Annotated in this window: 9 protein-coding genes; 2 read left to right on the forward strand and 7 right to left on the reverse strand. The window is 51.9% G+C overall.

All coding sequences use genetic code 11. The annotated features are described in order from the left end of the window. Positions 1-93: 93 nt before the first annotated feature. Genes C1N58_RS02100 through C1N58_RS02110 form a run of 3 tightly spaced genes read right to left on the reverse strand, consistent with a single transcriptional unit; the run spans position 94 to position 2,887 of the window. Positions 94-855, reverse strand: a complete 762-nt coding sequence (locus tag C1N58_RS02100) for a siderophore ABC transporter ATP-binding protein EitC (protein WP_164482505.1) — start codon at positions 853-855, stop codon at positions 94-96. Continuing rightward, on the reverse strand, positions 855-1,889 hold the full coding sequence (locus C1N58_RS02105; RefSeq protein WP_033739425.1) for a FecCD family ABC transporter permease: 1,035 nt from the start codon (positions 1,887-1,889) through the stop codon (positions 855-857). The genes C1N58_RS02100 and C1N58_RS02105 overlap by 1 nt, the downstream gene beginning before the upstream one ends. Beyond that, complete coding sequence (locus C1N58_RS02110; protein WP_058702303.1) at positions 1,889-2,887, reverse strand: siderophore ABC transporter substrate-binding protein EitA; 999 nt, start codon at positions 2,885-2,887, stop codon at positions 1,889-1,891. The genes C1N58_RS02105 and C1N58_RS02110 overlap by 1 nt, the downstream gene beginning before the upstream one ends. A gap of 473 nt (positions 2,888-3,360) precedes the next feature. Here C1N58_RS02110 and C1N58_RS02115 point away from each other — a divergent pair, with 473 nt between their 5' ends. After that, positions 3,361-4,311 carry an ATP-grasp fold amidoligase family protein gene (locus tag C1N58_RS02115; protein ID WP_033739424.1) on the forward strand — a complete coding sequence of 317 codons (951 nt, stop codon included), beginning with the start codon at positions 3,361-3,363 and terminating at the stop codon, positions 4,309-4,311. On the opposite strand, the gene C1N58_RS02120 is transcribed toward C1N58_RS02115, so the two are convergent. From C1N58_RS02120 to C1N58_RS02130, 3 genes are all read right to left on the reverse strand, one after another. After that, positions 4,267-5,352 (reverse strand): ATP-binding protein, encoded by a 1,086-nt coding sequence (locus C1N58_RS02120; protein WP_283785983.1) that lies wholly within the window; start codon positions 5,350-5,352, stop codon positions 4,267-4,269. The genes C1N58_RS02115 and C1N58_RS02120 overlap by 45 nt on opposite strands. Then, entirely contained in the window at positions 5,349-6,047 is a 699-nt protein-coding gene (locus tag C1N58_RS02125) for a response regulator (RefSeq protein WP_394564522.1), read from the reverse strand. Before C1N58_RS02125 ends, C1N58_RS02120 begins: the two co-directional genes overlap by 4 nt. A gap of 192 nt (positions 6,048-6,239) precedes the next feature. Further along, positions 6,240-6,770, reverse strand: a complete 531-nt coding sequence (locus tag C1N58_RS02130; protein ID WP_033739417.1) for a GNAT family N-acetyltransferase — start codon at positions 6,768-6,770, stop codon at positions 6,240-6,242. A 649-nt stretch (positions 6,771-7,419) separates the two neighbouring features. Here C1N58_RS02130 and C1N58_RS02135 point away from each other — a divergent pair. Beyond that, positions 7,420-10,521, forward strand: a complete 3,102-nt coding sequence (locus C1N58_RS02135; protein ID WP_394564523.1) for a multidrug efflux RND transporter permease subunit — start codon at positions 7,420-7,422, stop codon at positions 10,519-10,521. Between the two features lie 277 nt (positions 10,522-10,798). On the opposite strand, the gene ompC is transcribed toward C1N58_RS02135, so the two are convergent. Continuing rightward, on the reverse strand, positions 10,799-11,902 hold the full coding sequence (gene ompC, locus C1N58_RS02140) for a porin OmpC (RefSeq protein ID WP_394550388.1): 1,104 nt from the start codon (positions 11,900-11,902) through the stop codon (positions 10,799-10,801). Positions 11,903-12,309: the final 407 nt, after the last annotated feature.

Below are 12,309 nucleotides of genomic sequence, written 5' to 3' on the forward strand. Positions count from 1 at the left end.
AAGAAGCCCGTCATAACGCGGCAACGGACGCGCCCGCGCGCGCGTCAGACTGATGGCCGGTAACCGGCCGTCCTGACGGCGCGCCGCGGGGATTCACACATAGAAATGAATATGTTTTTTACCATGTACCGGGGACGTCTCGATCTGTGTTTTGACCCTGAACACGTCCCACAGCAGTGACTCCGTGAGAATCTCATCCGGCGTGCCCTGCGCCACCACGCCCCCGTGCAGCATAATGATAAGACGATCGCAAAACAGCGCGGCATGGTTCAGATCGTGAATTGCCACAATGCTGGTGACCGGTAGCTCGCTGATCAGCTTCATCAGCTGAATCTGGTGGTGAATATCCAGATGGTTGGTGGGCTCATCAAGCAGAATTTCATTCGGTGCCTGAGCAAGGGCCCGGGCGATATGCACACGTTGCCGTTCTCCGCCAGACAGGCTCTGCCAGCCCTGATCGCAACGTGAGGCCATATCCACACGTTTCAGTGCGGCATCGACGATGTCGTCGTCCTGATGGGTCCAGCTGGAAAACGGCGAGTGATGCGGAATGCGGCCCAGTTTGACGATATCGCGAACACGCATATTGGCACTGGTTAACGCATGTTGTTCAACGAAGGCGACACGGCGGGCAAGCTGTTTGCGGGCAATGGACGACAGGTCCTTGCCATCCAGCAGCACTTTACCCTTTTGTTGCTTACGCAGGCCAGCCAGAAGACGAAGCAGGGAGGATTTGCCTGAGCCATTTGGCCCCAGTAATCCCACCGTTTCGCCCGGCGATACCGCCAGGGAAACGTCATTAACGATGATTTTTTTCCCCACCTGCCAGGTAAGGTGTTCGGCGCTAATGCTCATTATTGATTCCTGGAGCGATAAATAATAACGGCAAAGAATGGCACACCCACCAGCGCGGTAACCACGCCCACCGGCAGGCTTTGGGGGGCAATCAGCATACGAGAGGCAATGTCCGCCAGCACCATCAAAATCGCACCCGCGATAGCGCAGGCCACCAGCAGGCGGCTGTGCAGAGGACCGAAGAAGAAGCGCATCACATGCGGCACCACCAGCCCGACAAAGCCAATCGAGCCGGCCATGCTGACAATCGTGGCGGTCATCAGGGCGGTTGCCGTGAACAGCACCAGACGAACCACGCCAACCGGAATACCTAACGAAGCCGCGGCATCGTCGCCAAAGGTGAAGGCATCCAGCGCGCGCGCATAATAGAGACAGACCGCTAAACCGACCAGCACGACCACGACCACTAACTGAAACTCCGGCCAGCGTACGCCGCTAAAGCTGCCCAGCAGCCAGAACATGACGTCGCGTGCCTGCTGCGCATTCGCCGAGGTACTGATGGTGTAAGCGGTTATCGCATTAAAGAGTTGCGATGCCGCAACGCCCGCCAGAATCGTGCGCTCCGTACCGCCACGTGCGCCATTGGTCAGCAGTGCAACAAACGCAAAGGCCGCAAAGGCACCGGTAAAGGCACCCAGCGAAAGGGAGATGGCCCCCGCGCCGACGCCCGAGACCACAATCAACACCGCCCCGGTTGATGCGCCAGCCGAAACCCCTAACACGTAAGGTTCGGCCAGGGCATTCTTCAGCAGGCTCTGTAACACCGCCCCGCAGATCGCCAGACCTGCCCCACTGAATGCGGCAACCAGCGCCCGGCTTAAACGGAAATCCCAGATCACGCTTTCATGGATACGGTTAACGGGCACCGCCGTCATTCCCAGTTTATTGGTGACGGTATAAAAGACGGATTTTAGCGGTATTGATAACTCGCCTACGCTGACGCCCAGTGCAATCACCACAACCAGCACGACAAGGGCGAGGATCGCAATGGCGATAAACCCCACTCGTCGTGCCTGAACAACCCCTTCACTCATTAATTCAGGCCCATCTTACGTAACTGCTCTGCAACCTGTTCTGCACCATAAATCGTACGAATCGTCGGGTTCATCGCCTGACCGTCCATCACGACAATATGGCCTTTTTTCACGGCATCGAGCTGGCTCACGGCCGGATCGCTTTTCAGGAACTTAATCTTTTCTTCGGCGTTATCCAGCTTCCAGCGATTACGATCAAGGCTGGTGACCACGATGACATCCGGATTGGCGGCAATGATACTTTCCCAACTGACAGTGGGCCACTCGGTTTCGGTGGTAATGGCATTATGGCCGCCCAGCAGATCGGCGATAAAGCCGGAGGCACCATTTTTACCGCCCACGTAGGCATCCGCGGTGGGTGAGGAGCTCGAGAACCAAAACACGAAAGACAGGTCTTTCTTGCCTTTAGGAAAGGCTTTTCTCAGGGCGCTTTCACGCTTCTTAAAGTCGTTGATCACCTGCTGTCCGCGATCTTCAACGTTAAAGATTTTGGCAAAATCGGCGATTTCTTCGTAAACATAGGCCATATTCCACAGCGTCGAACGGCTGCCATAAATATCGCCGGTATTCTGCTTCGTGGCACACATGCCTGGTGACAGGTAGGTGTTTATGCCAACGGACTCAAAGTCTTCACGTTTGGCAACTTTACTGCTCGGCCCCATCAGTAGCTGAATCTGGGCAGCCACAAAATCGGGGTTTTTCGCCAGGATGGATTCCAGCGTAGGAATTTCCACCGTCAGTACCGGCACTTTCGCATTCTTTTCAGCAAGCTCAGGTAACACTTTGGTCGGCCAGAATGCGCTCGCCACCATTTTATCCTGCAGGCCCAGCAGCAGCATGATTTCCGCCGTATTTTGCCCAAGCGCTACGACGCGCGCTGGCGCTTTAGTAAAGGTTTCCTTCTGACCACAGTTTTCGATGGTCAGCGGATAGGTGGTGGCCCAGGCGGAACTCGTCGTGAGGAAAATAAAACTTAACAGGCTAAGCATTTTTTTCATTGGTGTTTTCCATCATTAAATGAGACGGCATGCCGTAACGATTCTGGCGCGGCGAATTTTATCAGACAAAAAATGTAAATAGAAATCATTATTATATGAGTTGATATTTAACAAAAACGCATAAAATTTACTTCAGTTATTAGCCGGGAAAGAAATATCAGCGCAGCAATAAAGATAAATCACGCCGAGTCAAAACAGCGTGATAAGCCCTTGCTGAGGCGGCACTGACGCCGCTCTTGCATAAGAACGGGTTAATCGTTTTCCACGTGATAAAAAGATCACGAACCATTGAGCGGCATCGATATCAGAGAATAAACCCAAAAACCGCTTTGCACTTTGACCGAACGCACGATTAAAACGGGCCTGGGTGAGAGAGCAGAGTGAAACAGATAGCCTCCATTTGCGCTCCACAGTTCAGACAAACTCAGGCAACCTGGGGTGCTTATCATCCTGCCACCATTGTGGAGGATGTCATGAATACCCTTACGTTTATTGCTAAATACTGTGAATACGGCCTCAAGGTTGCAAGGTGTTTTATTATTAATGATGCACGTTTTCATACGCAGCGATTGCGTATTTTACTGGGCAGAGAGCCTGACCTGATTCATCCGGTCACCCTGAATGAAAAAATGTGTCATCGGTTGATTTATGACAGGAATCCGCATTATACGCAGTTGGCGGATAAATTAGCGGTGCGCGATTACGTGGCCAGCCGGACCGATGATGTGATGATTGTGCCACTCATTAACACGTATAAAAGCACCAAAGAGATTACGTTAAACCGTTTACCCGCGACTTTCGTTTTGAAATGCAATCACGACAGCGGCAGCACGATAATCTGTAAAGACAAAACGACGTTCAATATCAAAGCCGCTTTACTGAAGCTGGATTTAGCGATGAAAAAGAATATGTATTACACCACTCGGGAATGGCAATATAAAAACATCTCGCCGATGATTCTCTGTGAAGAATATATTGAATTGTTTGCAGGCCGTGAAAGAAGTACAACGCCTGAGATGTTGCGTATCCATTGTTTCAACGGTAATGCCAGCATTATTGAAGCGGATTTTACGGATGAGCAGGGCAGGGAATATGTCAATGTCTACAACAGAAAGTGGGAACTGCAGCCTTTCCAGATTGACTATCCTCATCATCCTGCGCCGATAGCCGAGCCCGCGTTGTTTTATCGCGCACTCTGTGCCGCGCAGGCGCTGGCAAAAGATATCGACTACTGTCGGGTCGATTTAATGCTGAAAGATGACAGCCTGTATTTTAGTGAAATCACCTTAACGCCTCAGCGCGGCAAGCTCAAAATAATGCCTCTGGAATGGGACGCTAAACTCGGCGCGATGTGGCAACAGAAGCCGTATCAACCCACCTTATCCTGCCGATCTGCCCTGGCGCGCAACGGGCCAGCGCAATAAAAACAGCGACCCGCTCTGAGAAGACGTTTTATAGCCGATATCGCCACCGTGAGCCTGCATAATTGCTTTGGCGACCGACAGGCCCAGCCCGCAGCCTGTCGGATTGGCCGCACGACCTGCGATACCACGTTGAAACGGCTCGAACATATGACGCTGGAACTCTTCGGCTACGCCCGGCCCCGCATCTTCCACCTCAATAAAGTAGGCGCTGTCCCGGACACCGCTTCGCACAGCGATCGGGCCTGGCGTGGCGTAATTGCGTGCATTATCAAATAAAATCGTCAGGCACTGAATAATTCTCAGGGGATCACATTGCGTTATCGCCTGCGTTTTCTCCATGACCAGAGTGAATCCACGTTCACGGAACGGATGGCAAAACGCAGTACTGACGTTCTCCAGGATATCGCTAAACGGGACAGACTGAATATCCAGCGTAAACGAACCCCCTTCCGCCGCGCCGACAACGCGAAGGTCGTCGATCAGACGAGATAATCCCTCAGTCTGCCGCAAAAGGCTGATAAATAAGTGGGGTTCAGGCTCAAAAACGCCGTCGACCAGCCCCTGCAACCTGCCGCGCAGAATAGTCACCGGTGTGCGAAGTTCGTGGGCAATGGCCGCGTTCCAGGACTTCCTTTCGTTGTCCAGGGTCTGCAGTTTTTCCGCCATGTCGTTAAAGTCCCGGACTAACAGATTGACCTCGCCCAGGCGACTCTGGCTGCTGGCGGCGCGCGCGCTTAAATCACCCTGAGAAATACGTCGCAGGCTGGCGGCGACGGAACTTAAGGGGTGCAGGATTTTCGCGGTGAGTTTAAACGCAAACAGCAAGGCAATCAGGATGCAGAGAGAGGAACTGATGGCGATCCAGACCCAGTCGAAGACCGTCATATTTTCGCTGTTGCTGGCGGATAAGCCACCAGGGATATGATCAATGACAAAGCTGTAGAACAGATAGGAGCCCACCACCGCAACAAAAATAATGGCTAAGGCCAGAGTCAGCATAAACAAAAGAATTTGCCGACTGAGCGCTTTGTCTTTATTCACTTCTGTTCACCCAGCCGATAGCCCATGCCGCGAATACTTTCCGGTACGCCTGATATGCCACAGTTTTCGAATTTTTTGCGTAATTTACTCATGTGGCTGTCGACCGTTCTGTCCAGCGTATCGCTTTCAGGTAAGCAGGCGTTCAGCAACTCTTCCCGACTAAAAACTCTACGTGGGTATTTTGCCATGTGCGTCAGCAGTTTAAATTCTGTCGTGGTCAGGACAGGCGTCAGTGTCTGACCGTTGCTGTGGATCTCCACATAAAACTCATCGGGATAAAGCGTCATGAAACGGGTTTTAATCAGGTTTTGCGGTGCCGCCTGAGGGTTGGCGCGGCGCAACACCGCCTCGATACGAGCCACGACCTCAGAAGGATTAAACGGTTTAACGATATAATCGTCCGCACCCAGCCGAAGCCCCAAGAGTTTATCGATATCCTGATCCAGGGCTGTGACCATGATGACCGGCGTATTGCTCTCTTTACGCAATGTTGAAAGGACATTCCAGCCATCAACGCGGGGCAACTGGATATCAAGCAGCACTAAATCAGGCTGCAGGCGGGTGATCAATGTGAGGGCTTGCTCACCGTCGGCCGCATGGACGGTTCTCATCCCGGCTCGCTTGATGTAACTCATCAGGATATCGGAGATTTCAACATCATCCTCCGCCACCAGGATTAATTTGTCGTTATTCATGACGCCCTCAACATCAAAGTCAGAAACGGTTGTCGGTCAATGTTACATCCAAACCAGAATGCGTCGCCTCGCAATCGGCACAGTATGTCAGTCGCGGCAGACCAGCAAAGCAAAGCACAGTGCGACATAACAGACATCAGGCCCTGAACGCATACAGCATGATGAGACCGCAGGAGGCTCGCAACAGTTCACTCACCACTCTTTTTGCAGCAGGGCAAAAACCAACGTGTCCTCATACACAGGCACACCGTCTTCCTGCGTAAAACAGACGTACTCTTTGAAGCAGCCTTCCAGGCGCATCCCCAGACGGCGGCATAGCGCTTGTGAGCCTGCATTATCGCTTGCGACATACGCATAGAGGCGGCGGACATCCCTGACGTTAAAGAGATAAGTAAACAGACAGGTCGTGGCTTCCAGTGCAAAACCCTGTCCCTGATAGTGTGGATTGACATACCAGCCAACGCTTAACGTATTGTCATCAGGCTCGGCCTCACCAGAAGCAAACAGATGGCCGATCACGGCACCCGTTTCTTTTAAACAGATGGCATATTGCGTGTCATCATCGCGCCTTTTTGCGGCTTCCTCTCTGGCGGCGGCCATGTCTTCCAGTTTTTCATCGTAAAAGCATGCGGGCTGGGGATCAGACAGATAAGCAAACAGCGCTTCGGCGTCGTCCGGCATAAAACGCCGCAGGATTAATCGTTCTGATTCTGCTATTTGCATAACGCACCTTTACGTGAGGAAATAGAAGCGATAATAAGGACAGATGAAGCATTTTTAAAAGGCTGCACTGTGTGAAAACTGGCGCTATATTACTGTTGATGGTTTGATGTTGTCCATCGTATATAAGCCATTCCCTCCGTTTTTATTTAATGATTTTCTTCTCCATATTCCCTCCATAAAAATGACATCATGGCTCATTGTTCGCGCGTTAAGCTGTAACTATGCGCATTATTATGAGACCGTTCGTGATGAGGCCAGGTATTTTAATCAGGTTAAGTTATTGCTGTTTATTTTGGTCATTACTCGCGACAGGAATAAGTCCCGCATCAGGCCTGTCTCAAAAAATTTATCGTGTTCCCCACGCAAAGCCGACGGTTATTGCGCTTTATTATCCAAAAAAAACGCTCACCGTTCACGCGTGGAACCGGCATTTTTGGCAGGCCGTCGCGACAAACGCCACAGCCTGGCGCGGCGGTCGGGTTACCCGGCTGTTATATAAGTCCGTTGTCCATCGGCTGACTGAAAACTGACGGTGGAGCGCGTCGGGTGAAATGCATCCCACAGATGCGCACAAAAGGGCGTCATGCGCTGAATAACACCTGATCAGATGCAGCAGGAACACACCATACTTATTTTCTCAGGGTAGAACATGCCTCAGTTTTTTATTAACCGCCCCGTTTTTGCCTGGGTAATTGCCATCTTTATTATCGTGTCTGGCCTGCTCGCGATTCCAAAATTACCGGTGGCCCTGTATCCGTCTGTCGCGCCGCCTACCATTACCATTAATGCCTCTTATCCGGGCTCAACGCCGGAAACGATGAACAACAGCGTGATTGCCCTGATTGAGCGTGAGCTTTCTTCGGCGAAGCACGTGCTGTATTACGAATCATCCAGCGATACCAGCGGCATGGCTTCCATTACCGTGACCTTCGCGCCGGGAACCGATCCCGAGCTGGCGCAGGTTGACGTGCAAAACCGTATAAAAGTGGTGGAGCCTCGCCTGCCGCAGGTTGTGAGACAGAATGGCCTGAGCGTTGAAGCCTCAGGCGCAAATTTTTTGATGATTGTCGGGCTGACATCGAAAGACGGTAAGCTGACTGACGCCGATCTGAGCGATTACTTTTCCCGTAACCTCTCCGAAGAACTGCGCCGGGTGGAAGGCGTGGGCCGCGTTCAGCTGTTTGGTGCCGAGAAAGCGATGCGGATTTGGATCGATCCCGTCAGGCTGAGTCAGTATCGTCTGTCCGTCAGCGATATTAACCGGGCGGTCAGCATCGAAAACGCACAGATTGCGCCAGGCCGGACCGGTGATTCACCCGCTATCCCCGGTCAGCAGGTCAGCTATCCGCTGCTGGTCACCGGGCAGCTCGGCTCACCTGAGGCGTTTGGTCATATTACCTTACGTGCCAATCCCGATGGTTCGCGCGTCATTCTGTCGGATGTGGCCCGCGTCGAACTGGGTTCCCAGTCCTATGGTTTTGCTACGCGTGAAAACGGTCACGTGTCGACGGCGGCGGCCATTCAGCTGACGCCGGGAGCAAACGCCGTTAAAACCGCAGACAGGATCAGACAGCGGCTGAATGAACTGAGTAACGCCATGCCCGAAGGCATGACCTACAGCATTCCGTTTGATACCACGCCGTTTGTAAAAATCTCCATTGAGAAAGTGGTTCATACCTTTATTGAAGCCATGGTGCTGGTCTTTCTCGTCATGTACCTGTTTTTGCAAAACATTCGTTATACCTTTATCCCGGCTATTGTGGCTCCAATTGCCCTGCTGGGCACATTTACCGTTATGCTGCTGTCTGGCTTCTCGGTCAACGTACTTACGATGTTCGGTATGGTACTGGCCATAGGGATCATTGTTGATGATGCCATCGTCGTGGTGGAAAACGTCGAACGTATCATGGCGGAAGAGGGACTGGGCCCGAAAGAAGCGACCCGGAAAGCGATGAAAGAGATTACCGGCGCGGTCATCGGCATTACGTTAGTGCTGAGTGCCGTGTTTATCCCAATGGCGATGGCAAGCGGGTCGGTCGGCGCGATTTATCGCCAGTTTACGCTGACAATGGCTGCCTCTGTCTTGATCTCGGCATTTCTGGCGCTGAGCCTGACCCCCGCCCTTTGTGCGACATTGCTCAGGCCTGTCAACCAACACGCGCAGCAGAAAACAGGATTTTTTGGCGGGTTTAACCGCCAGTTTGCCGCCATTACGGCGCTGTATGGTCGCGGCGTCAGTCGCTTACTGAAACGCGTCGGCAGCGCGCTGGGGGTTTACGCGGCGCTGTGTCTGCTGCTTTTCCTGGCGATGAAAAACCTGCCTTCGTCCTTTTTGCCTGAAGAGGATCAGGGCTACTTTATGACGTCCATTCAGCTACCCTCGGAAGCCACGGCAGCGCGCACGCTAAACGTGGTTAAGGCTTTTGAACAGGCGGTGCTTTCACGCCCCGCGACGCAATCGACCATCGCCATTCTCGGTTTCAGCTTTGCCGGATCCGGGCCCAACTCGGCGATGGCGTTTACGACTTTAAAAGGCTGGGACGAACGAAACGGCGCGACCGCCTTTTCTGAAGCGGCGCATGCGCAGGAACAGATGGCGATGAATCCTGAAGCGGAAACCTTCAGTTTGATCCCGCCCGCCATTGATGAGCTGGGGAACTCCTCGGGTTTTACCCTGCGTCTGCAGGATCGCGGTGGTAAAGGCCTTGCTGAACTGAAGAAGGCTGAAGCGCAGTTGCTCGCGCTGGCGGCAAAAAGCCCGGTGGTCCGCAACGTTTATGTCGATGGCCTGCCTGACGGACAGATGATCCGACTGAATATTGATCGCCAGAAAGCCTTCGCGTTGGGCGTCTCTTTTGAGGAGATCAGCCAGACGCTCTCGGGAGCGATCGGTTCGCTGTACGTCAATGACTTCCCGAACCGCGATCGTATGCAGCAGGTCATTATTCAGGCGGATGCGAGATATCGCATGCAACCGGACGACGTCCTGGCGTTATATGTGCGCAACGCGACAGGCGGCATGGTGCAGATCGGTGAGTTTGTGCAGGCTCAGTGGGAAACTGCCCCCTTGCAACGGGTGCGTTATCAGGGCTACCCGTCAATAAAAATCACCGGTAACCCTGCACCAGGCTATTCAAGTGGCGATGCGCTTAACGAGATGGAACGTCTGGTAAGGCAGTTGCCTGAAGGGTTTGCCCTTGAGTGGAGCGGCGGATCGTTACAGGAGCGGCAATCTGCATCAGAAGCGCCCGCGCTCATGGTGCTGTCGATGCTGGTGGTCTTTCTGGTGCTCGCGGCGCTGTATGAAAGCTGGTCAGTTCCGATATCGGTCATGCTGGTCGTCCCGCTGGGACTGCTGGGAGCGGTACTGATGGTCAGCATGCTGGATATGCAAAACGACGTCTTTTTTAAAGTCGGGATGATCACTCTCATCGGGCTGTCGGCAAAAAATGCCATTTTGATCGTCGAGTTTGCGAAACAGATTCACGAAGGTGGTAAGGGGCTGGTCGACGCCACCTTAGCGGCTTCACGTATGCGTTTGCGGCCTGTTCTGATGACATCGCTGGCGTTTACCTTGGGTGTTGTACCGCTGATGCTGGCCACAGGGGCCAGCGCGACAACGCAAAAGGCGATTGGAACGGGCGTGTTTGGTGGCATGATCAGCGGCACGTTACTGGCCATCTTCTTTGTTCCGCTGTTCTATTTCTTGGTCATGAAGGTCGTGGAGAAACTGACGCGCAAGCGATCTTAACTGTGTGCAGGGCCGCGTGGGTAAAAGGCCGCCTCCTGGCGTGAAAAGCACAGTGGAGAAGACCAACGCCTTTTACACCGTCGCCGTGAGGCGGACAGAGCGTAAATAACGGACGTGCCTGTTTCGTTCGTGGATCTGGATTGTGAACGGGCTGCCCGGCCAAAGATGCTGTCCGGTCAGTGCCGTGAGCGCCACTTGTAAGACCGCAGAGCGATAAAACCCGCACCATAAAAAAAGCCAGCGCAGAAAGCGCTGGCTTGTTGCGGTTACGTCATGATCAGAACTGATAAACCAGACCCACGGCCAGGATATTGTCGGTTGAAATACCGGCTGCCTGAGTAAAGTCGGTTTCATCAAGCAGGTTGATCTTATAATCGATGATGGCTGACATATTTTTGTTGAAGTAATAAGCCGCGCCCAGATCAATGTATTTTACCAGGTCCCGATCACCATATCGTTCAAGATCTTTCCCTTTTGACTGCAGATACGCGATGCTGGGGCGCAGACCGAAGTCGAACTGGTACTGTGCAACCACTTCAAAATTCTGGGCTTTATTGGCGTAGCCTGGATTGCCATTACCAATGCGGGTAGCATTGTATGTCTGTGTATATTGGGCTGCCAGGTAAATAGCATTGGCATCGTATTTCAGGGCGCCTGAATACGTTTCAGCATTATCACCTTCGCCCAATGCCAGGCCGTTCTGGTCCAGCGTACGCTTAGAATGCGAATAGGCGACACCGAAATTGACACCTTCTGGCAGAGCATACGTTACAGCCGCGCCATAGCCATCGCCATTCTGCTTCACTGCATTTCGGTTGTTATTGGTGAGACTACCACCTTCAGCGTTGGAGCCCCCATTTCTGCCCTGGTACTGCAAGGCAAAATTAAGGCCGGGGACCAGGCCAAAGAAATCGGTGTTACGATAGGTTGCCAGGCCATTGGCACGTTGCTGCATAAAGTTATCCGAGCCGTAGCTGTCGCCACCGAACTCTGGCAGGACGTCGGTCCATGAGGTGACATCGTAAACAACGCCGTAGTTGCGACCGTAGTTGACCGAACCATACTCACCGAATTTCAGTCCGGCGAAGCCTAAACGCGTCCAGGACTGGTTTTCAGACTTTTCATCACGGTTTGCCTGCATATTGTATTCCCACTGACCAAAACCGGTCAGTTGGTCGGTAATCTGCGTTTCACCTTTTACACCAAGACGGGCATAGGAGTTATCCCCATGTCCGTCGTTATCACTGGTGAAATAGTGCAACCCCTGCATTTTACCGTACAGATCAATTTTATTACCGTCTTTGTTATAAACTTCCGCAGCATTTGTTACGCCTGCGGCGAATAAAGTGGTAACGGCCACTGCAACTAAGTTAAGTTTCATTAAAGAAATCCTTTTAATTATGTTTTGTCTCGACCAGAACAATTGAAAGGTATGGTGCGCTTAAATGGCGTGTTATTTTTAAAACAGAATGCAGTGTGAATTCAATAATAAGTTTCCGTAAGATCTTGTTTGTTTTTTGTTTATATGATCCCGATCCAGTAATTAGTGATTATTTGTTATCACTTTATTATGCTGTTTGATTTAATTGTGATATTTATTTTGAGTATTTTTGTATATATTTTTACCTTGGCGATGTTTGTTGTTACTGCTTCTTATTTTTTCTTTTTGTTTGAATTTTTATGGGTGTCGCTGTGATGGTTTATGTCATTTTTTGTATCGATCAGAAGTCGTAACTAGCATGTTAATTATAGAGGCATATCTTAAGTAATAGTTAAAGCTGTATCGAA

It is taken from the genome of Pantoea sp. SGAir0180 (assembly GCF_043546245.1).

Coding starts and splice junctions, on each gene's coding strand:
- C1N58_RS02100 (WP_164482505.1), bottom strand. CDS start 855: ATGAGCATTAGCGCCGAACACCTTACCTGGCAGGTGGGGAAAAAAATC.
- C1N58_RS02105 (WP_033739425.1), bottom strand. CDS start 1,889: ATGAGTGAAGGGGTTGTTCAGGCACGACGAGTGGGGTTTATCGCCATT.
- C1N58_RS02110 (WP_058702303.1), bottom strand. CDS start 2,887: ATGAAAAAAATGCTTAGCCTGTTAAGTTTTATTTTCCTCACGACGAGT.
- C1N58_RS02115 (WP_033739424.1), top strand. CDS start 3,361: ATGAATACCCTTACGTTTATTGCTAAATACTGTGAATACGGCCTCAAG.
- C1N58_RS02125 (WP_394564522.1), bottom strand. CDS start 6,047: ATGAATAACGACAAATTAATCCTGGTGGCGGAGGATGATGTTGAAATC.
- C1N58_RS02130 (WP_033739417.1), bottom strand. CDS start 6,770: ATGCAAATAGCAGAATCAGAACGATTAATCCTGCGGCGTTTTATGCCG.
- C1N58_RS02135 (WP_394564523.1), top strand. CDS start 7,420: ATGCCTCAGTTTTTTATTAACCGCCCCGTTTTTGCCTGGGTAATTGCC.
- ompC (WP_394550388.1), bottom strand. CDS start 11,902: ATGAAACTTAACTTAGTTGCAGTGGCCGTTACCACTTTATTCGCCGCA.